Source organism: Roseburia sp. 499, from assembly GCF_001940225.2.
Classification (GTDB): domain Bacteria; phylum Bacillota; class Clostridia; order Lachnospirales; family Lachnospiraceae; genus Petralouisia.
In genome coordinates this window covers 2,410,916-2,431,860 of record NZ_CP135164.1, presented here as the reverse complement: position 1 = coordinate 2,431,860, position 20,945 = coordinate 2,410,916, and the positions used below count along the sequence as shown (strand labels likewise).

At 41.5% G+C, this 20,945-nt stretch carries 19 protein-coding genes; all 19 read left to right on the top strand.

Translation table 11 applies throughout. The features are described 5' to 3' along the window. The first annotated feature begins 4 nt into the window (after positions 1 to 4). Positions 5 to 178, top strand: a complete 174-nt coding sequence (locus BIV20_RS11970; RefSeq protein WP_015516967.1) for a hypothetical protein — start codon at positions 5 to 7, stop codon at positions 176 to 178. Positions 179 to 359: 181 nt separating this feature from the next. Further along, positions 360 to 1,202 carry a hypothetical protein gene (locus tag BIV20_RS11965; RefSeq protein WP_075721073.1) on the top strand — a complete coding sequence of 281 codons (843 nt, stop codon included), beginning with the start codon at positions 360 to 362 and terminating at the stop codon, positions 1,200 to 1,202. 91 nt (positions 1,203 to 1,293) lie between these two features. Beyond that, the gene (locus BIV20_RS11960; protein ID WP_192848881.1) at positions 1,294 to 6,672 is read left to right on the top strand and encodes a SpaA isopeptide-forming pilin-related protein; all 5,379 of its coding nucleotides are present in this window, start codon (positions 1,294 to 1,296) and stop codon (positions 6,670 to 6,672) included. 69 nt (positions 6,673 to 6,741) lie between these two features. Continuing rightward, complete coding sequence (locus BIV20_RS11955) at positions 6,742 to 7,089, top strand: helix-turn-helix domain-containing protein (protein ID WP_021894481.1); 348 nt, start codon at positions 6,742 to 6,744, stop codon at positions 7,087 to 7,089. A gap of 14 nt (positions 7,090 to 7,103) precedes the next feature. Then, the gene (locus BIV20_RS11950; RefSeq protein ID WP_075720935.1) at positions 7,104 to 8,099 is read left to right on the top strand and encodes a DUF5688 family protein; all 996 of its coding nucleotides are present in this window, start codon (positions 7,104 to 7,106) and stop codon (positions 8,097 to 8,099) included. 109 nt (positions 8,100 to 8,208) lie between these two features. Beyond that, positions 8,209 to 8,748 carry a JAB domain-containing protein gene (locus tag BIV20_RS11945; RefSeq protein WP_004611525.1) on the top strand — a complete coding sequence of 180 codons (540 nt, stop codon included), beginning with the start codon at positions 8,209 to 8,211 and terminating at the stop codon, positions 8,746 to 8,748. 4 nt (positions 8,749 to 8,752) lie between these two features. Continuing rightward, entirely contained in the window at positions 8,753 to 9,730 is a 978-nt protein-coding gene (locus BIV20_RS11940; RefSeq protein WP_021894483.1) for a DUF3991 and TOPRIM domain-containing protein, read from the top strand. Between the two features lie 393 nt (positions 9,731 to 10,123). Beyond that, a complete protein-coding gene (locus tag BIV20_RS11935) occupies positions 10,124 to 10,645 on the top strand; it encodes a multidrug transporter (protein WP_075720933.1) in 522 nt (173 codons plus the stop codon). A 4-nt stretch (positions 10,646 to 10,649) separates the two neighbouring features. Then, the gene (locus BIV20_RS11930) at positions 10,650 to 10,982 is read left to right on the top strand and encodes a plasmid mobilization protein (protein WP_006858891.1); all 333 of its coding nucleotides are present in this window, start codon (positions 10,650 to 10,652) and stop codon (positions 10,980 to 10,982) included. After that, on the top strand, positions 10,969 to 12,411 hold the full coding sequence (locus BIV20_RS11925) for a relaxase/mobilization nuclease domain-containing protein (protein WP_330554300.1): 1,443 nt from the start codon (positions 10,969 to 10,971) through the stop codon (positions 12,409 to 12,411). The genes BIV20_RS11930 and BIV20_RS11925 overlap by 14 nt, the downstream gene beginning before the upstream one ends. Before the next feature lie 29 nt (positions 12,412 to 12,440). Continuing rightward, positions 12,441 to 13,640: a hypothetical protein gene (locus tag BIV20_RS11920; protein ID WP_075720932.1), complete on the top strand. Its 1,200-nt coding sequence runs from the start codon at positions 12,441 to 12,443 to the stop codon at positions 13,638 to 13,640. Positions 13,641 to 13,649: 9 nt separating this feature from the next. Further along, positions 13,650 to 14,054 (top strand): hypothetical protein, encoded by a 405-nt coding sequence (locus BIV20_RS11915; RefSeq protein ID WP_015521662.1) that lies wholly within the window; start codon positions 13,650 to 13,652, stop codon positions 14,052 to 14,054. Next, positions 14,054 to 15,172, top strand: coding sequence for a PcfB family protein (locus BIV20_RS11910; RefSeq protein WP_075720931.1), 1,119 nt, complete (start codon positions 14,054 to 14,056; stop codon positions 15,170 to 15,172). Before BIV20_RS11915 ends, BIV20_RS11910 begins: the two co-directional genes overlap by 1 nt. A 6-nt stretch (positions 15,173 to 15,178) precedes the next feature. After that, entirely contained in the window at positions 15,179 to 17,374 is a 2,196-nt protein-coding gene (locus BIV20_RS11905; protein ID WP_075720930.1) for a VirD4-like conjugal transfer protein, CD1115 family, read from the top strand. 122 nt (positions 17,375 to 17,496) lie between these two features. Further along, a complete protein-coding gene (locus BIV20_RS11900; protein WP_075720929.1) occupies positions 17,497 to 18,471 on the top strand; it encodes a hypothetical protein in 975 nt (324 codons plus the stop codon). A gap of 203 nt (positions 18,472 to 18,674) precedes the next feature. Next, entirely contained in the window at positions 18,675 to 19,052 is a 378-nt protein-coding gene (locus BIV20_RS11895) for an electron transporter RnfA (RefSeq protein ID WP_075720928.1), read from the top strand. Between the two features lie 55 nt (positions 19,053 to 19,107). Then, complete coding sequence (locus BIV20_RS11890) at positions 19,108 to 19,950, top strand: hypothetical protein (protein ID WP_004611540.1); 843 nt, start codon at positions 19,108 to 19,110, stop codon at positions 19,948 to 19,950. Positions 19,951 to 19,962: 12 nt separating this feature from the next. Continuing rightward, positions 19,963 to 20,373, top strand: coding sequence for a DUF4313 domain-containing protein (locus BIV20_RS11885; protein ID WP_075720927.1), 411 nt, complete (start codon positions 19,963 to 19,965; stop codon positions 20,371 to 20,373). A 12-nt stretch (positions 20,374 to 20,385) separates the two neighbouring features. Further along, positions 20,386 to 20,898 (top strand): PrgI family protein, encoded by a 513-nt coding sequence (locus tag BIV20_RS11880; protein ID WP_075720926.1) that lies wholly within the window; start codon positions 20,386 to 20,388, stop codon positions 20,896 to 20,898. Positions 20,899 to 20,945 lie beyond the last annotated feature (47 nt).

Sequence of the window (20,945 nt, the reverse complement as noted above, 5' to 3'; positions counted from 1 at the left end):
TATTATGAGAAGAGTTATGGGAGCCGTAGGAACAGTAATTTTAGAGATACTCAAGTGGATATTAAGGATAATTCTTGGAGCGTTGAAGCTGGTCTTAGGACTTGCCAGAATAATTCTTCTTCTATTCGCTATGGTGGCAAGGATATTTCTTTCATTCGTAAGAATGGGCACATTCTGAGAGGAGGTGAGCGTATGCAGGTAAAGGGTTTATTCTTAAATTATAAGAAAAACAGAAGACTTATGCAGTATTTCTTTAAAATAAGAGAGCTGGTATAATGAAAGGAGTTTAAGATGCACAGAATACGGGACAGTCCTATGTGTCCCGTGCATTACAGATAAATAGTTCACCGCAAGGGTGGATGGCACGGAACACAAAGCCCGTCCCTCTTGCGGAGAAGGGATGGGTGATTACTATGAAGAAGATAAGTATTATCTTATTATCCGCAGTACTGGTCTTTTCAATGGCTGCCTGTAATGGTGGTAAGGAAAAGGCTGATAATCAGACAGAGAAACAGACGGAAAGTGTAAAGCCAACTGAAGAAGCAGAAATGGCAACGGAAGCTGTCACAGAGGTCACAACCGAAGCTGGAAGTGAAGAGACAGAGAAAGATATTGCCGAGGCTAAAGATTCAGAAGAGAAGACTGATAAAGAAGATAACCGATCCGCAGATAATGAAACTGCTTCAAAGCAGGAAGAAAAGCCAAAGCAGAATGACGAGCCGGAACAGAAAGCTCCTGTAAATGATAATGAGGAAGCTGGCGGAAATCAGAGTAATGTAGGTAATGGTGGTCAGACTACAGACAGTCCGAAAGACAATGTGAGCAATCCACAGCCTGCATCCGTGGCATACAGTCCACAGAATGTTGTGTCACTTGCAACAGCAAAGTGTCAGGCAGGAGGGATGATTACCACACAGCAGAATTTACAGAACCATTTGAATGATGGCAGTATCACGCAGGAAGAGTACAATGAGTATTATCCTTACGATGGTATGGAAGGCTCTTATTATAGTGTGTTTGTAGAGACAGACCTCAACAAAGCAAGTACCATTGATGGACAGCGGTTATCATCTGAGGATGCAATCGCAGAATATATTGCAAGTATGTTACTTTTGGAAACAGATCCGGTATTCTACATCAGTTATGATGGAGTTTACACGACAGGCGGCACAGACTATTACGAGTTTCGATGTCACAGATAAATAAAAACGAATAGAAGCAGAAGGAAGAAAGATGTAAGCCATAAACTTATGTCTTTCTTTTTTTATGCGAAAATTAAGGAGGAAAGAGCACATGAAACAGAAACTAAAGCGTTTTATGGCAGGATTTATGGCTATGCTCACACTGGTTGGAACACTCTTTACGAATGGTACAACAGCATTTGCAGCCAGTCCGCAGGCAAATATTGCGTTCTGGAATGCATCAGTCAAAAATTCCGGAGAAGTAAGTGAGCTAAAGCCCGGATTTAATCATGGCAAGATTCTGTATTCAATTCTTGACGGAAATTCAGCATATTGTATGAATTTCGGATTAAGAGCAGATGGCGGTCAGCTTATGAACAGCTACGATGATGCGAGCACATCAATGTCAGCACAGCAGAGAAAGCTTTTAAGTTACTGCCTTTATTATGGGTTTAACAGTACACAAAAGGCGGCACCAAGCAACAGCCAGTGTGATGAGTATATCGCAACTCAGGCAATGGTATGGGTTATTGTAGCAGATATCTTTGGAACCGGAAGCGGTGATTCAGCAGCAAGAAAGCTCTGTAACACAGCACCAAGTCCTGATTCTTCATACAACTATTATGAGAGGCTCAGAGACAATATCAGCAGCTCCTACAATGCAACGCTTCCAAGTTTTGCATCACGCAGAACCAGTGAGGCACCAACTTATGAGTTGAAGTGGAATGAGGGAAGTCAGAGATTTGAAACAACATTATCTGACAGCAATGGTGTTTTATCGGATTTTGATTTTGGCATCAGCGGATATTCTGTTGATAAGAATGGCAACAGTATTACAATCTCTTCAACGAGCGTGAATACTACAGCTACAACAGGAACATTCACTTCCAATGCAGGAAAGGTTGAGACAACATCAAGCTGTGTATTCTGGCTTACAGGAAAGAGCGGATATCAGGAGTTTATTTCTGAAAGACCGACAGCAGATCCTATCAAAGCCTATATCAAGGTCAAGACAGAGAACATCGGATATGGTGAGCTTACAAAGACAGATGAGTCAAGCGGAGTGAAGCTTTCCGGTGCAGTCTATGGAATCTATTCTGACAGCGGATGCACAAACAGAGTACAGACCATGACAACAGATGGAAACGGATATGCAAAGTCAGATGCACTTGTCGCAGGCACTTATTATGTAAAAGAGATTACCGCACCAAAGGGATATGTCCTTTCCGGTAAAGTTCATACACTTACTGTAAAAGCAGGACAGACAACGGGAATCTCTGCAACAGATAAAGAGCAGCTTGGAGCAATCACAATCTATAAAGAGGGTGAGGTGCTTAGCTCATGGAATGGAAGCAACTTCACTTATGAGAAAAAGAAGCTTTCTGGAGCAACTTTTAAGGTAACTGCAGGAGCAGATATCTACAAGGCAGATGGTACAAAGGTGTATAGTGCTGGCGATGTAGTGGCAGAAAGCCTTACAACAGGAACTGACGGACAGGTGGTATTATCTGACCTTCATCTTGGAACTTATGTGGTAACTGAGATTGAGAGCATTGACGGGTATACAATCAATACCACACCTCAGACAGTAGCAGTTGAATATAAGGACCAGACTGTGACAGTACAGTATGAATCAACTACGATTGAGAATACAAGACAGAAAGCGGATGTATCTGTCGTAAAGAAGGACTCTGACACAGAGAACCCTCTTGATGGCGGCAAGTACACACTTTATGCCGGAAATGACATCAAAAACTATGCCGGACAGGTTATTGTTACAAAGGGTACAGCTCTTGAGACAGTAACTACAGGTGAGGACGGAAAGGCAAGCTACAGCGTGGATCTGCCAATCTCTAACGGATATTATATCCAAGAGACACAGGCACCATATGCATATATTAGAAACCAGTCTGATGTATATAGCTTCAATTTCAATGTATTACCTGAAACACAGGCAAAGACATCATTCAGCCACACATTTGTGAATGACAGAACGACAGCAAAGATTCATATCTACAAGGTAGACAAGGAATCGGGCAAGGCAGTTGCCCAGGGTGATGCAAGCCTTGAAGGTGCAGTTTATGGTCTTTATGCAAGAAACGATATCGTGCATCCGGACGGAGCAACAGGAGTCGTATTCAAAGCAGGAGACCTTGTAGCAACACTTACAACAGATAAGAATGGCGAAGCAGAGGTCAATAACCTTTACCTTGGAAACTATTATGTGAAAGAAATCACTCCATCAGAGGGGTATCTCTTAGACGAAGAGGAGCACGATGTAGTGTGCGACTATGAGGGAGACCTTGTAGCAGAGGTATCAAGAAGCACAACATCAGCAGAGCAGGTCATCAAGCAGCCATTCCAACTTATCAAGGTATCTGACAATGGCGATGATACTGAAGCAGGCTTATTGGCAGGTGCAGAGTTCACAGCTTATTTGAAATCATCTTTACCTGTAAAGGCAGATGGAAGTTATGACTATGACAAGGCAACTCCGGTAGTAATCGGGGAAAACGGAGCAACAACAATCACATCCGATGACAAGGGACATGCAGTTTCCATTGCAATTCCTTATGGAACCTATGTGGTAGTAGAGTCAAAGACTCCGCATAACATGAAGACAATCAAGCCATTTGAGGTAAAAATCAGCGAGAATCATCCTGACAAGCCTCAGACATGGAGAGTATTCCTTGACAGGGAGTTTACTGCAAAGCTTCGTGTAATTAAGAAGGATTCCGATACAAAGCAGACAGTGCTTGTACCAAATGCAGAGTTTAAGATCTTTAATATTGATAAGAACGAATATGTGAAGCAGTACACAACTTATCCGTCAAAGGTAGAGCATACTTCATTCTTTACTGATGAGGACGGAGATTTAATCTTACCGGAGGCACTTAAAATCGGTAACTACCGCATTGAGGAAGTGTCTGCACCATTTGGATATGTTGTAAATGATAAGTATGTCAACATCTCTGTTGATACTGACACAGCATTTGAAACAGATGGTGATACAAATGATGCGTTCATCACCGTGGAATATTCAGATGCCCCTGCAGTCGGAGAGCTGACTGTAGAAAAGAAGGGAGAGGTACTTGACGGATTCAAGGGTGGACTTCTTGCAAGCTCATATGAGAAAGAGTTTGTTTATAAGGAAGGCTCACTTGGCGGAGCAAAATTCAAAGTTTATGCTGCCGAGGATATTTACACAGCAGACAACCAGAAGGATGCAGACGGAAACCGCATTAAGTATTACAGCAAGGGAGACCTTGTGACAACTCTTACAACTGGTAAGGATGGAAAGGCAACAGCTAAGAATCTTCCTCTTGGACAGTACAGGGTTGTGGAAGTGGAAGCTCCATACGGATATGTATTAAATCCGAATGAGCAGAAAGTGACATTCACATATGTGGATGATAAGACACCTGTTATCAAGGAAAGCCTTACTTTCTCAGATGACAGACAGAAGCTTGATATGTCAGTGACTAAGCTTGATTCAGAAGATAATACACCGATTGCAGGTGCAGTATTTGGTCTTTATGCAGACGAGGATATCAAGAATGTAGATGGCAAGGTAATTATCGAGAAAGGCACACTTCTTGAGAAGACAACATCTGATGAGAATGGAAAGATTGCTTTTGTTAAGGATTATCCATTTGCAAAATATGTTGCAAGGGAGCTTGTAAAGCCTGCCGGATATGTGACAAATGAGGAAGCAGTAAACTTTGATACAAAATATCAGGGACAGGATGTTAAGACTGCTGTATATAACAGCGAGTATAAAAACACACCTACAACCTTTGAGTTTACAAAGACAGATATCACAAGCGGTGCAGAGCTTACAGGTGCAACACTTACTGTACTTGATAAGGATGGAAATGTGGTAGACACATGGACATCTGATGCTAAGGAAGCACATGTGATCAAGAGACTTGTAGTTGGAGAGACTTACACTCTTCGTGAGGAATTTGCTCCTTACGGATACCTCAAGGCAACTGATATCCAGTTTACAGTAGAGGACACAGGCAAAGTGCAGCATGTAGAGATGAAGGATGAAGTACCTACAGGTTCCATTGTCATCAATAAGGACGGCGAATTTGTAACAGACACTACTCTTATGAAGGGTTACTGGTATGACTTTATCTTCAATTTCTTCAAGGACAGCCTTGCAGGAGTAACTTTTGATGTATATGCAAAAGAGGATATCGTAAGTGCTGACGGACTTGACACTGTATATCACAAGGAAGGAGACAAGGTGGCAACCATCGTGACAAATGATAAGGGTATCGCAAGAATTGATGACCTTCCGATTGGCAAGTATTATCTTGTTGAGACAAAGACCATTGATGGATTTGTATTAGATGATACACCGATTGAGGCAGACCTTTCCTATATCGACCAGAATACAAAGGTTGTATTTGCAGGAATGGATGTGACAAATGATCGTCAGAAAGTGCAGATTACTGTAACCAAGACGGATTCAGAGACTAAGGAAGCACTTGAAGGAGCAGTATTCGGTTTATTTGCGAAAGAAGATATAGTAAATAAGGATGGAAAGGTTATTGTCAAAGCAGATACACAGATTGAGAGAGGTGTTACTGGAAAGGATGGCAAAGTAACATTTACTTCTGACCTTCCACTTGGACAGTATTATGTCAAAGAACTTGAGGCACCAAAGGGCTATGTGAAGTCAGATAAGACATTTGATGTGGATGCTTCATATCAGGGAGATAAGGTAAAGGTTATCGAGTTTGAGGCAGCATTTGAAAATGCACCTATTAAGGTAGAAATTTCAAAGACTGATATCACAGGAGAGAAAGAGTTGCCTGGAGCAAAGCTTTCAGTTATTGATGCTGATGGAAAGCTTGTTGAGAGCTGGACATCAGAGGCAGGAAAGACTCATATGATTGAGAGACTTCCTGTCGGAAAGTACACACTCAGAGAGGAATCTGCACCATATGGATATAAGGTGGCAAGTGATGTAACCTTTGAAGTAAAGGAGACAGCAGAAATCCAGAAGGTATCCATGAAGGATGAGCAGGCAGTCGGTAAGATTGTCATTGAGAAAACTGACAAAGTAACCGGAAAGCCGATCGAGGGTGTTGTATTTGAAGTAAGGGATAAGGATGGAAAGGTGCTTGATACACTCACTACTGACAAGAATGGTCATGCAGAGAGCAAGGAGCTTCCTATCTGTACTTACAATGAGGATGGTTCATTTAAGGAAGATATCCATTATACAGTAGTTGAGACAAAAGCAGCTGACGGATATATCCTTGATGAAACAGCTCACGATGTAACTCTTCGATATGATGACAATGCACCGGATGTTGTTGTAGCAACTCTTAAGCTTGCCAATGTACCGACAGAGCCTAAGCTTCCACAGACAGGCGACAATGCAAATCCGCTTCTTTATCTTGGAATCGGTGCACTTGCACTTATTACAGGTGTTGGAGTAGGACTTCGTGGAAGAAAGAAAAAGAATAAACAGTAACAATTAACCTTGCGGGGAATGTAAGCCAGTGACTTATGTTCTCCGCTTTTTTGATTTGGAGGACAAACAGTGGTAGGAGAAAGAATCAGATATTACAGAAAACGACAAAAAATGACACTCAGGGAACTGGGCGAGAAAAGTGGTTTTGAAAATAGAGGTGATGTAAGAATTGCCCAATACGAAAATGGTTCAAGAGTTCCAAAGACGGGAACGTTGAACAGGATTGCAAAGGCACTTGGTATTCCGCCAGAAGAATTATTCTGTGAGAACTGTAGAAAGTGCATGTTTCTCAAGAATTATTACAGAAAGAAAAGAAAATCTCATACCACTTTTGATATGGGAATCGAAGAAGACAACAGTTACAGAGAACACAATAATCCCGATGATGAAGGAATTTTATATGACAATTTAGATTAAGGAGGAACCGTAATATGATGAATTATGAGATTTTTAAGGAAGTAGTAAAAGAAAAGTTTATGGATTATATGCCTGAGAAGTTCAAAGGAATGGAGCTTGTGGCAGAGCCAGTGGAAAAGGTGAATGTGACTCTTGATGGCATCATCTTAAGAGAAGAAGGCAGGAATATTTCGCCTACGATTTATATCAATGACATGTATAAGAAGTATCAGGACTGTGGCGATCTTGAGGAAACACTTATGGCTGCATGTGACTTTATGGAAAGGGCATATGAGCAGGCTCCGGTTGTTGATGTGGACAGCATTATGAGGGATGCTAACGAGAAGATTGTATTCCAGCTCATCAATACAGAGCAGAATAAGACATTTTTGGAACAGGTGCCTCACAGGGAGTTTCAGGATCTCTCTATTGTGTATAAGGTAATAATCAGTGCCGATAAGGATGCGGTGCAGAGTTCAAAAATTACAAATGAATTTGCAAAAAGACTTGGAATGAGTGAGGAACAGCTCTTTAAGTGTGCAGCGGAAAACACAAGAAGACTCTTCCCACCTGTCGTTCGTAGCATGAATGACATTATGAGAGAAATGTTCGCAAGGGATGGGATGCCACAAGAGATTGCAGATATGATGATAGCCGAGATTCCACCGGAGCAGACGATGTGGGTGATTTCCAATGAAAAGGGTATCAATGGTGCAGCATCCATGCTTTATGAGAATGAGCTTCATGAGCTGGCAGAGAGTTTAGAGAGTGACCTTTATATTCTCCCTTCGAGCGTGCATGAGGTTATTGCAGTATCTTCAGATATGGGAAGCCCTGAGATGCTTGCACAGATGGTAGTCGAGGTAAATATGCAGGAGGTGTCTTTGGACGAGAGACTTTCCAATCAGGTATATCACTATGATAAGGATTTAAGAAAACTCACCCTTGCAACTGATACACCAAACAAGAGACTTGATGGTATCGTTGCAGAACCTCTCCTTGTATATGACGCGAAGGAAAAGTCCAGATAGGAGGCAGCTATGGAGCAGGAACTTACAATGGAAGAACTCATTGCTCTCATAAACAGCCAGAAAGGTGACTTTGTTATCCGTGTCGAGTTTGGAGAGGAGGCGGTGTCTGATGCCAAAGAAGAATGACTTCAAGCTTGATGTGGTTTCGGTAAGACTTGTAAAGGATGCTCCGATTTATTCGGAGCACACCTTTAATAATCCGGCGGATATAGCTGCTGTCATGGGAGACTGTATGTGCCAGTTTGACAGGGAAGTAGTGTGTGTGGTCAATCTAAGGTCAGATTTAAAACCTATCAATGTGCATTTTGCAAGTGTTGGTTCTTTAAATGAGGCAATGGCACATCCGAGAGAGCTGTTTAAATCAAGTATCCTAAGCAATGCGGCAAGCATGATGTTAATCCATTGTCATCCATCCGGGAATGTATTCCCAAGCAAGGCAGACACGATGATGACAGACCGTATGAACAAGCTGTGTGAACTGATGGGAATACCGCTTATTGACCATATCATAGTCGGTGGAGACAATCGTGAATTTTTCAGTTTCAGGGAAAAAGGCATGATTGATAATCCTAAGATTACCCTGAGCACAGATTACCGGACACTTGATATCAAGTCACCGCTTGTAGCAGAGCAGGGAAAGGCAAGGTGAAAACATGGATGGAAGATTTACGGATGAAGAGCTTGCCATAGCAAAGCGTGTTGATCTGTGTGCAGTTGCAGAAAGCCTTGGGTATACAGTAAAGAGGATTGGCAAATACCACACTTTAAAGGAGATGGATTCCATCCGTATCTATAACAGAAGCCATTGGTACAGATGGTCAAGGCAGTTTGACAAAGGCAACAATGGCGGCTCACAGATAGATTTCTTACGGGTATTCTGTGGAATGAGTGTAAAAGAGGCTGTATTCTGGCTTTTAGATTTTGCAGGATACAGAAGAATCGAGAATCCTGTAAAGCAGCCACTTGTTCATCAGGTATCGCAGAAGCAGGCAGAAGAGAGAAAGCCATTTGTCCTACCGGAACCGGCAGGAGATAATTCCTATCTTATTTCCTATCTGAATCAGGAGAGAGGAATCAGCAGAGCAGTCATAGATTTGTTTTTAAAAGAAGGACTGATTTATGAGAGCAGGCATTATCACAATGTTGTTTTCAAAGGAAATGATAAAAATGGAGTGACAAGATTTGCAAGTATGCGGGGAGTGTTTGATAAGCAGGGTAAGTCATTCAAGTGTGATGTCACAGGAAATGATAAGAACTATGGATTTAATGTGGTGAATGAAAACAGTACAGAGCTTGTAGTATTTGAGGCTGCAATCGACCTTATGAGTTATGCCGATATCTTCGCGGATTATGAATCAAATAAGCTGGCACTTGGGATGCTTGCAGATGCACCACTTGAGACTTTTCTTCGGGAATATCCGCAGATTACTTCCATCCGGTTCTGCCTTGATGGAGATGAGCCGGGGAGAAAAGCAGCAGCTGAACTTATGAGAAAGTATTATGAGCTTGGATATGAGGTAGAAGACTGTCCGCCACCTGCCGGATATAAGGATTACAACGAGTGGCTTGTAGCGGCAAAGCTTAATCTGAACAGGATGAATAAGCGAGCAGATGAACCAGTCAGGGCATGAGAAACCGGATTTTGATGTGTGGGGGCAGAAAGCGCCCCCAAAACAGCAAAGTGGGGGCAGAAAGCGCCCCCAAAATGTCAAAGTGGGGGCAAAAAGTGCCCCCAAAATTTGGACACGACAAAATCCGGACTGAAGTAAAAATAAAAGTGGGGGCAGAAAGCGCCCCCAAAATAACAAAATGGGGGCAGAAAGCGCCCCCAAAGTAGCAAAGTGGGGGCAAAAAGCGCCCCCACTTTCATAAACAGAGGGTTTTAGGGAGATTTTCTCCCTAACTAGATGGCATTAGGACAGAGATGTCTCTAATGCGTATCTAGCCGTAAACCTAAGAGATTCAGACAGGCGTGTGGGTGGAAGAGATATACAAAACACGGATAAGGGAGGTGCAGGAAAGCAATGGATAAAGAACTTACAATAATCGCAGAACCGGAGGAACTTATTGCCTGGGCAGACACATTTGATATCTTACTAAACCCTTCGATAGAAGATGCTGCAATTCTGCTTAACTATATGGAAGGACATGATTATGCTATTGGCATAGATTCCGATGGGAAGATGTACAGGCAGGATATAGCTGAGGAGAATGGTGAAATAGAGCCATACCCGATTGATGATGTTATAGATATTGTCTGTGAATGGAACTATGAACTGATACTTGATGCGGAAGCACACAGGAGTGATCCAAAGGATTTTAACGACTATAACGAGTATCAGAGCAGGTATGAAAGTCTGAAAGCAGATGAAAAGAGACTGGACAGATTGTTTGATAAAACCAGTTATGGTAAGGAGCTTATAGCAGTTGCCACAGAGCTTGCAGACAGGGTTATTGCCCAGCTGGGTAATAAAGAACTGGAAAAAGCTGCTGTAACAGTAGCAGAAGGAGTAAGAGAATACAGTACGGGTAAGAGAGGAAGGTGATTCTATGGCGGATAAAGTTCATTGTATAAGGAAAACACTAAGACTTATGCCACAGGAAGCGAAGGTTCTTTCTGATAAGGCAAAGGCAAATGGAATGAATGAAGCCGAATATATCAGGCTTCTAATCAGTCAGAAACCGAATGATTATCCGGAAGTAAGGAAACTTCTTAAAGAGCTTATCAATGAGGTAAACCGCATCGGCATTAACATCAATCAGATTGTATTTAACAGCAATGCACAGCTGTATTCCAAGAAAGATAAGGAACAGCTTGTGGCATATATGAAAAAGCTGAATCAGTCTGTCAGCGAGGCGGTGGTAAAGATTGGCAATCAGTAAGATACTTCACATGAAGGACAGCGGGAATTCTTTTCATGCAAGGCATTTAAAGCGGGCACTGGATTATGTAATGAATCCTGAGAAAACGCAGGGAGGAAGACTTGTGGGAGCTGTTAACTGCCAGGCAGATATGGCTTTTGAACAGATGATGGATACAAAGAGGCAGTTTGGAAAAACAGACAAGCGACAGGGGTATCACATCATTCTTTCCTTCAAAGAGGATGAGGTGGAACCGGACAGGGCTTTTGAGATAACACAGAAGTTTGTAGCAGAATATCTTGGTGATGCCTATGAAGCGGTATTTGTGGTTCATGATAATACAGACCATGTTCATTCACACATTGTATTTAACAGTGTAAGCTTTGTGGATGGGAAAAAGTATCGCTATGAGAAAGGTGACTGGGCAAAGTATATACAGCCGATTACCAATAAGCTGTGTCAGGAGTATGGTCTTTCCATTATAGATGTGGAGGATGGTAGCAAAGAGAAACAGCACGCGAATTATAAGGATTGGAGCGAATATCGTGAAGGTAGCTTTGTGTGGGCAGATATGATAAAAAGAGATCTTGATGCCTGCATTTTACAGGCAAATGATTTTAGTGGATTTCTGGAGCTGCTGTCGGAAAAAGGATATGAGGTCAAGCAGGGAAAGTATCTGGCAGTCAGACCACAGGGGATGACAAGATTCAGAAGATGTAAGACTCTTGGCGATAATTATTCACAGGAAGCTATTGTGGAGCGTATTGCTAAGGAAGATTTATCTTTTTACCAGTCACAGAATGAGGAAAAACATGCAGCGATAGTAAAGTGCTATGTCAAAAGATACCGCCGGGCGAAGATGTCAGGCTTGCAGAAAAGATACTATGCAAAGCTTTACCAGATTGGAAAGCTGAAAAAGAAGCCATACAGTCAGGCATGGAAGTATAAGGATGATATCCGAAAGATGCATAAGCTGCAGGAGCAGTATCTTTTTCTGGTAAGGCATAAGATTGAGAGTGCAGAAGAACTTGTGTCGGTACTTGATAATCTGACGGATAAGAAGAAAGAAGCATCAAAGGAAAAGAGTAAGACTTATAAGGCTAAGGAAAGATTCAAAGATATTTTTGAGAAGGCTGAACAGATCCGGGAGCTTGATGATGCGGAATCGTGTTATCAGAGTGGGGATACCTTCTTTGAAGATGAGCATAATGCATGGAAAAGGCTTAACACAGAGCTTTTAGCACAGGGATACAGTGTGGAAGAGGTCGAGAGTCTTAGAAAAAAATATGAGAGTAAGTATGCACAGGACTGTAAGGCAGAACGGGCGGTGTCAAAGGAACTCAGTCTGGGAAGATCAATCTGGAAAGAACTTACAGTATCAGCTTCGGCAGAAGAGAAGCAGTATGACAAAGAAACAATAAGAGACAGAAAAGAACAGCCGGTACGTTAGGCTGTTTTTTTAGTGGTTAGGAGGCATATATGGAAGAAAAAAGAGAGCCATTAAGTGAAATGGCGATTGAGAGAAAGATACAGATTCTTCGTAATAAGCATATGGACAGTGAGGTCATTGCTCTTGTCAAAAGCGATTATGAATATGGGCTGACTGATGATGAAATTGGTCTGTATCTTAACAAAAGTTATGACATTGAGCAGATGAAGGTGTTATCAAAATGTCTGCATAAAGGTGTATCAGAAGAGTTGTTAACGCTGTTGAAAGAAAACAGGATGGCAGCACCTAAGATGCAGACAGCATTGGATTACTATGAAAAAGGTGTGCCGATTGATGCAATCAGAGAGGTAATCCAAAAAGATGATACAGCAGTAAACATGCGCAGGATGTTTGATGTGGTATTAGAAAATCTTAGTAAAGCGAAAGAACAGAAACCGGAGGATTCGGAATATGTGAAAGCTCTTGTCGCACAGATGGATGAAGTGGTCGCAAAGATCAATCACCAGAATGAAAGGTATGATGCCCTGAATAAGAAGCTTTCTGAAATAGAGACTTCCAAAGATGATGAGGAAGTAAGGAAGCGGCTGGTTAAAGATAATCAGGAGAAGGATGAGCTGATTAATGACCAGCAGAATGAACTTAACAAGGCTAATGGCACGATTGCCAGACTCAGGGATGATATTGAGAAAAAAGATAAGGAGATGAAGCGTATGAGTGAACGTATTGAATCGCTGGAAGATAAGATTATGGGAGTAGCTGTAGATAATAAGAAAGCAGCTGAGGAAAAACCAAAACAGGAGGAGACAAAGCCTAAAGATAATGTAGCCGAGACAACAGCAGGTAAGGAAATGGTGGATACCATAGCAGTACCACAAGCAGCACCAGTTATTCAGAATGGAATACCAGTATATTACCAGCTTCCGGTTGTGGATGCGTCAGGTCATGTGGTGCAGAGACTTCCGATTGAGCGAAGTGTGAGAAAGAGCAGCAACAGCGGAGTGGCAAGCCTTTTTGCAAGACTGTCATTTAAGAAAAAGTCAAGAGCTGACATTGTAAAGCTGGTAGCATCGGGAGACCTTGTTCCGGCACAGCTTGTGCAGATTAAGAGTGCAATAGAAAAGGGACTTACTGAGTCACAGCTTGTAGAGCTTATAAACAACAACATTTCAGCGGAAAAGATGAAGGAGATCATTGAGATTGCTGTGCTTGAAAACAGCATGGCAGATTAGGAGGAACTTATGAATTTAGCAGTAGTAAATGAAGCAGTAACAGAGATGAATGGTGTGGAGCATCAGTTTACAGAGGAAGAGAAAAACTTTGTTGTCCAGTTCGCATTCAGAAGCGGCAGCAAGGAAGATACGATTTCTCTTATTGAAGCATTGGCACATTCAGCGGATAAGGCTGATTCGGACGAGATTATGGTCACATACAGGTCTAAATATGATATGAAGCCTGCATGGGTGGAGCAGGTGGAAAACCTGCTTGTGGCTCTTGAAATGTACCGGATCGAGGAGGAAAAAGCAATCAATCATCTGGCAGATATCTTAACTGCTTATGGTATTGATGTATCAGCAGAAGAAATCCGTACTACAGAGACAGAAACACTTAAAACAACAGTCAGAGAGAAAGTAGAGGTGCGATAATGGCAGAAGAGATTCAGGAAGCGGTACAGATTATCCGTGTCGCATATGACGGAATAGAAATTGCAATGAAAGTAGGAAGCGGTGGTATAGCTGCGATGCAAAAGGCAATTGATTTTTTGAAGGGTATGCTTGATTATGAGAAATCCCTTGGCAAGACATCCATGAGAAAGCTGCTCCTAAAGGGCGGTGATTTACAGGTGTTGCAGTTTAATACCGAAGATATGAAAAAGGTTGAAAAGATGGCAAAGAAGTATGGAATACTCTATTCAGTACTTCCGGACTGCAACAGGAAAGACGGACTGAGTGAGGTAATCTTTCATACGGAGGCAGTTCCACGTGTGAATATGATGATACAGAAGCTCAAGTTTGGCAAGATTGCCACATTTGACGATTATCTGAAGAATGGAGATGAAAAATCCCTTGGCAAGCTGATGGATTTTTTGAAGAAACAGCAGGGAAACGAGAAAAGCCACACGATAGAAGGGGATAGGGTTAATTCCACTATTGAAGGACTGATCGAAAAGGTCGGAATGTTTGCAATGGAAAAGAAAGCTATCAGTGTGGATCAGGTCAAGGAGAATTTCAGTATCAATGGTGAGCAGGCTGAAAGTGTTATCAGACAGCTTGAGACAATCGGTGTACTTGGCAGTAAGAATGAGGATGGCACCCATACAGTCATGATGGACAAGGATGCATTTATCAATCGTGTCAGAGGTTATCAGGACCTTGCTGAGAGAATGAGGGCAGTTGCAGCATCAAAGAATGCGAACCTGTCAGATGTGACTATCAGCAAGAAGCTGATTATCGAAGAGAATGACCATGCTGTTAAGACCAGAGTTCCCGGCACATGGGGAGAAGAGGCAAGATATGTATGGCTCCGTAAGGAAAACATCATGGAGATTCATGGTGGAAAGACAATGCTTACCTTCCTTGATTCCACCAAGGATTATAAGCTTTACGATGAGCAGAATCGTGTTGTGACAACCCAGAAAGGAACCGAACTTTATACTCACTACGACAAGGTGGAGTCATCTGTCAGGGAGCGTTACGAGAAAGTGCAGAAGCAGCAGAAAAAGACCACACAGAAGAAAACTGTTACCACAAAGAAAGCGAGGTAGCAGCCTATGCAGACAACGAAGAAAAAACCGTCACTGATATTTATTTTGGTGGGTGCAGTGTTAGCAGGGTATCTTGGTTATCTGATAAATGGTGCGTGGGTAGAGGGAATAGCCTTTAATGAATTTATGGACAGATTCAATGAAGTATGTGCTGTTCCCTTTGCCAACTATTACAATTCCAATACAGTAAAAGCAGTAGCCATTGCATTAGGTATCTATGCGATGGCTATTGTCATGTATTACACCAGTCAGAGAAACTATATGCCGGGTAAGGAATTTGGTACAGCAAGATTTGAAAATCCCAAGCAGGTCAACAAGATACTTGCAGATAAGGATGAGAATTTCAACCGGATACTCAGCCAGAATGTGAAGATGTCGCTGGATTTCAGAAGGCTGAAGCTTAATGGAAATATCCTTATCTGTGGTGGTTCCGGAGCAGGAAAGACATTTTATGAAGTAAAGCCGAATCTTATGCAGATGCCGCATAACTGTTCCTTTATCTGTACCGATCCAAAGGGAGAAATCCTTAGAAGCTGCGGTCAGATGCTAAAGAATAACGGATACAATGTGAAAGTCATAAATCTGTTAGAGATGGATAAATCAGACTGTTACAATCCGTTTTCCTATATCAGAGAGGAAACAGATGTGGTCAAGCTGATTACAAACCTTATCAGCAATACGACACCAAAGGGAGCAACACCAAGTGATCCGTTCTGGGAAAAAGCGGAAGGATTATTCTTACAGGCTATCTTTTATTATGTGTGGCTGGAGGTACAGCCGGCAAAGAGAAACTTTGAGACAGTACTGAAGCTTCTTGGAGAGGCAGAGGTTACAGAGAAGGGAAAGGCATCAAAGCTGGATGTGCGTATGAAGTTTTTAGAGGAGAGTTCTCCGCTTGGAGCCAATCATCCGGCAGTAAAGCAGTACAACAAATGTATGAGAGGTGCAGGAGACACAGTCCGTTCCATCATAATCAGTGCCAACTCAAGACTTGCATTTCTTGAGAATAAGCAGGTATTAAGATTGCTCTCAAAAGATGAGCTGAATCTTTCTGATATCGGCATTGGAGTCAATGGAGATGGTGAGACAAAGACAGCACTCTTTTGTGTAATCCCTGATAGTGACAAATCCTATAACTTTATTATCGGTATGTTATACACGCAGATATTTCAGGAACTGTACTATCAGGCAGACTTTAACTGCGGAGGCAGACTGCCAATCCATGTGACATTTATGTTAGATGAATTTGCGAATGTCGCATTGCCCGATGACTTCTGTTCCCTGTTATCGACAATGCGAAGCCGTGAAATTTCAAGTATTATCATCATTCAGAACTTTGCACAGCTAAAGGCACTTTTCAAGGATACCTGGGAGACAATTCCCGGCAACTGCGATACTTTCATTTATCTTGGAGGCAATGAGCAGAGTACACACAAGTATGTCTCGGAGCTTTTGGGCAAAGGGACGATTGATAAGAAGTCAAGTGGAGAGACAAAGGGCAGACAGGGAAGCTCTTCAAGAAACTATGATGTATTAGGTAGAGAACTGTTTACACCCGATGAGGTCAGAAAGCTGGATAACAAAAAGTGTATTATCTTTATCCGTGGATTTGATCCTATCATGGATAATAAGTTCATACCATTCAATCATCCGATGTTTAACCAGACAGCAGATGGCAAGGGAGAGCCTTATGTTCATCAGATAAGGGGAGCAGATAATCTTATCGGTCCGCCATTTGAGATTCTTTCAGACAAGGCAGTTAAGTATTATGAAAAACTGAAGGATAAGGGCGAGAATGTGTATATAGACTCTCTTACCTATGAGCAGTTTATGATGCTTGGTGATGCGGAATTAAGCAGAAGATTCTCCATGCAGGATGAAGCAGAGCAGAAGGCAAAGATTGACAGGGAGCAGGCAAATGAGCTTGAGTATGTCGATGAATCACAGAAGTCTGATGCTGAAGAAAGTGCCAACTCTTCTAGTGGAAGTACTGGTGCTAAGCCTGTAAGGAATCCTGAGAGGGAAAAGCCTAAGTGGGAAGATACCATCACAAACAGAATGCTGCACTGGTCGTATACACCGGAGCAGAAAGAAGAGGTGAAAAAAGCACTTGCCGCAGGAGTTCCGAAAGCAACGATTTTGACTTATTTCTATCCGGAGGTCACTGTGGAGAAGATGAGTTCATATCGGAATAAGCATTAAATGATATCGCATAGGCACAGAAAATGTGGTATACTGTGCCTATGTGAAATGAAAATATTATTTTGATATAGGGATATAGAGGGCACATAATAAAAAATATCAATTTGAGATGGAGTTTCTGAATGAACCATTTTTATCATAATATTAATGAAAACGAATTGTTACTGATTGCACACGATCTTGATAAGCAAGGCGATGAATGGATAGATAGTATAAAAAGAGATAGAGAGTACTGTATAAAGAATAGACCGGTTTTTCATATTATTGAAAATGAAAAGTGTGAAAAGCATCCATCGTTACCTTTAAAAAGAATAAGACGTTCAATACTTGCATTTTCTAAAAAGAAAAATCTAGTACAACCATATGAAGTAAAAGCATATGGTTGTAAATACTGTAGAAAGTTCTTTATAGAAAAGAAATATTTTGACTCCTTGATAGCTAATACATACCCATTTGCAAACTTTGCATTTGATGGTATTCTAGTAAGTAATTTGACTGAAAAGTCAATTGATAAAGAAAATAGGTCAGATCTCGGAAATGGTGAGTCAGGATTATATTCTATACAGCAATCACACATAAAAGTTATCCCTGGCATTCAAAAGAAAAAAGCATTAATTCCTATATGCAAAATAGATGGTACGATAATTAAAGAGCCAACAGTTGTATACTATTCGTGGTATACAGGACAATATTATGCATATTCGGAGCGTATAAGGCAATTAAAAGAAAAGGGAATCATATTATGTAGATTATTATCTGCAAAAAACTCTTATGATGAACAAGCTGAATATGGAAAGTTAAATATAGAATCATTGATACATCAGTTTGGTTATAATGTTTCCAAACAAGCGAATTTATCAGATGAGCAAAGACATCGAGTATTACAATTCTTATTAACAAGTAAAATATGTTCATATGAAGATATAAAGAATCATTTGACGTTCTTGCTAAATTTGAATAAGACATCTTATAAAATGAATGATGCAATCCATAAATGGATGAATGATTTTGATTATTTGGAATCAATGGAAGCAAAATATTTGGATGTCGTTGAACCAGACACAGTTATAGAAAAAACAAAAATTGAAATTATATAATATAACAATATAAGCACTTTAGCCACAATAAGGTTAAGGTGCTTTTTTGCGCCTTGAAAGGAGGGGGTTGAAGCACACCACATCGGGGAAAGCCCGATTTAATCATTACAACAGGCATTGCCTGATCATATAGAGTAACTTTTAACAGCCAGTTAGGGAATGTCCCTGCTGGCTTATTTTTTATTTAAAAGGAGACAAACAACATGAGAAAAGAACAGATTATTACAGCAAACAACAATAAGATGGAGGAGAAAGGCATGAAGAGCAGATTCATTCATTTTAAGAAGAGATTCGTTCCGGCAGTATCCGGAGCACTTATGGGAGTGATGCTTATGAGCACTACTTGTTTTGCAGCAGGTACAGGTACTTCCGCAGTAACACAGCCACTTGAGAACTTAAAGACACTTATCATTGCAGTCATTGGTGCTGTCGGTGTCATCATTCTTGCAAAGAATGTTATGGAGTTCGCACAAGCCTATCAGCAGCAGGATTCATCTACCATGAACTCCGCTCTGAAAGGAATTGTGGCAGGTGTCATGATGGCTGGTATTTCAACAGTTCTGACATTCTTAGGCTTCTAAGATTGGGGAAATGCATTTCCCCTTTTAGTAAAAGGAAAGAGGTGAATTTACAAGTATGGATATTTTTAAGCTTGGTGACAAGATCCTGGCACTTCTTGAAGCGGTGTTTGGATTTTGGAACAATCAGATATCCCTGGTCTTTGCAATGCTTGGACAGTCACCGGTCAGTTTCAAGGGCGGAGGTCCCTGGGCAGTCATTGAGGGTATTGAGCCGGTCTTTGTAGCGGTCGGCTCATCCCTTGTTGTGCTGTTCTTTGTTATCGGTTTCTGCTCGGAAAGTATAGATGTAAAAGACGAAATGAGGTTTGAATCCATATTCCGTATGCTTATCCGACTGGGACTTGCAGAATGGTTTGTTGCAAATAATGTCACGATCATGAAAGCATTTTTTACTTCCATAGGAAATCTGGTGGGACTTATATCTGCCGGAACAACGACGCAGCTTGCCATTGACAGCACACAGGCAGACATCATTAAAGGACTTGGATTTGGTGAAAGTTTAGTAATGCTGATACTTACAGCTTTGCTTGCAATCATCATTATTATCTGTGGATTCTTTATCATCTACACAGTGTATTTCAGGTTCTTAAAGATACTGATCATTGTGCCGCTCGGTGCGATTGCCTGTTCCACGATGGCAGGAAACAGAATGGTCAGCCATACAATGGCTACCTACTGCAAATATTTCCTGTCATGTGTGTTTGAGGCAGTAACGATGGCACTTGCGATTGTGGTATGTAATGCATTTATCAATGCAGGACTTCCGGCATTTACAGGAAGTTATGCTGACTGGGCACAGACACTTATATATCTGTGTGAAATGACATTTACGATAGCAATGACTGTCGGAAGTGTGAAGGGTGCACAGACACTTACAAGCAAGGCATTTGGATTATAGAAGGAGGCAGAAATGGATAATGAAAAGAAACAGGTTACTTATAATTCAAGCATAACCGGAGAAACGCAGGTGACATTTGATATCCAGCAGTATATGAATAACAGTGCAATGTTTATTGGTCTTATGTGTAATGAAGATGGATATGAGGAGCCTTTTGGGGATGTGACTGTGAATTTGTCGGTTGCAGCACCAAATTACTGCGGATATCTGAATGTGAATGACATGCCGGATATTGAAAAGTTTATTACAGACAATGACATTGGAGAGTTTACAGGATTCACGCAAAGGAGCGGGTTCTGTGAATATCCTCTTTATCTGTTCAATGTAGATAAGCTTAGAGAACTGTGTCCGGATGGAATGGATAAGTATGAGGCAAATATCGGAATGACAAGAAAGCCAGAGACAAAGGATTTATCAAGATAGGAGGCAGGGACAATGGTAATCGAAGTAAACAAGGATATTGACCGCTATCAGGAATCGGTTGCAATGGGACTTACTGCAAGGCAGCTTATATTTTCCATTGCAAGCGTAGTGGTTGGTGGCGGTATCGTTCTTCTTCTTTACAAGTATATCGGTCTTACGGGTTCTGCTTATGTGGCAATTCCCTGTGTGGCACCGATTGCACTTGGTGGTTTCTATTCCTTTAATGGGATGAATTTCTACGAGTATATGGGAAAGAAACTGCATTTTATGTTTGGAAACAGGGCACTTACCTATGTATCAACAGAGGGAGAGCCTGCAATAAAGCAGTTAGAAGCAGAACAGAATGAACAAGTAAAGAAGAAAGGCAGAAAGGCTGAACCGGAGACTGCAACAGCTGATTCGGCAGTAAAGAAGCAGGAGGAGTTTGAAGCGATGAAGAAAAAGACGAGAAACATGCTGCTTGGACTTGTCGCAGTCATTGTTGCGATAGCAGCTGGTATTGCAGCATATAAGGCAATGCATTAGAAACGAATAGTATCTGACCGCAAGGTCGGGAACATAGCCCGCAGGGT

Coding starts and splice junctions, on each gene's coding strand:
- BIV20_RS11970 (WP_015516967.1), top strand. CDS start 5: ATGAGAAGAGTTATGGGAGCCGTAGGAACAGTAATTTTAGAGATACTC.
- BIV20_RS11965 (WP_075721073.1), top strand. CDS start 360: ATGGCACGGAACACAAAGCCCGTCCCTCTTGCGGAGAAGGGATGGGTG.
- BIV20_RS11960 (WP_192848881.1), top strand. CDS start 1,294: ATGAAACAGAAACTAAAGCGTTTTATGGCAGGATTTATGGCTATGCTC.
- BIV20_RS11950 (WP_075720935.1), top strand. CDS start 7,104: ATGATGAATTATGAGATTTTTAAGGAAGTAGTAAAAGAAAAGTTTATG.
- BIV20_RS11945 (WP_004611525.1), top strand. CDS start 8,209: ATGCCAAAGAAGAATGACTTCAAGCTTGATGTGGTTTCGGTAAGACTT.
- BIV20_RS11940 (WP_021894483.1), top strand. CDS start 8,753: ATGGATGGAAGATTTACGGATGAAGAGCTTGCCATAGCAAAGCGTGTT.
- BIV20_RS11935 (WP_075720933.1), top strand. CDS start 10,124: ATGGATAAAGAACTTACAATAATCGCAGAACCGGAGGAACTTATTGCC.
- BIV20_RS11930 (WP_006858891.1), top strand. CDS start 10,650: ATGGCGGATAAAGTTCATTGTATAAGGAAAACACTAAGACTTATGCCA.
- BIV20_RS11920 (WP_075720932.1), top strand. CDS start 12,441: ATGGAAGAAAAAAGAGAGCCATTAAGTGAAATGGCGATTGAGAGAAAG.
- BIV20_RS11915 (WP_015521662.1), top strand. CDS start 13,650: ATGAATTTAGCAGTAGTAAATGAAGCAGTAACAGAGATGAATGGTGTG.
- BIV20_RS11910 (WP_075720931.1), top strand. CDS start 14,054: ATGGCAGAAGAGATTCAGGAAGCGGTACAGATTATCCGTGTCGCATAT.
- BIV20_RS11905 (WP_075720930.1), top strand. CDS start 15,179: ATGCAGACAACGAAGAAAAAACCGTCACTGATATTTATTTTGGTGGGT.
- BIV20_RS11900 (WP_075720929.1), top strand. CDS start 17,497: ATGAACCATTTTTATCATAATATTAATGAAAACGAATTGTTACTGATT.
- BIV20_RS11895 (WP_075720928.1), top strand. CDS start 18,675: ATGAGAAAAGAACAGATTATTACAGCAAACAACAATAAGATGGAGGAG.
- BIV20_RS11890 (WP_004611540.1), top strand. CDS start 19,108: ATGGATATTTTTAAGCTTGGTGACAAGATCCTGGCACTTCTTGAAGCG.
- BIV20_RS11885 (WP_075720927.1), top strand. CDS start 19,963: ATGGATAATGAAAAGAAACAGGTTACTTATAATTCAAGCATAACCGGA.
- BIV20_RS11880 (WP_075720926.1), top strand. CDS start 20,386: ATGGTAATCGAAGTAAACAAGGATATTGACCGCTATCAGGAATCGGTT.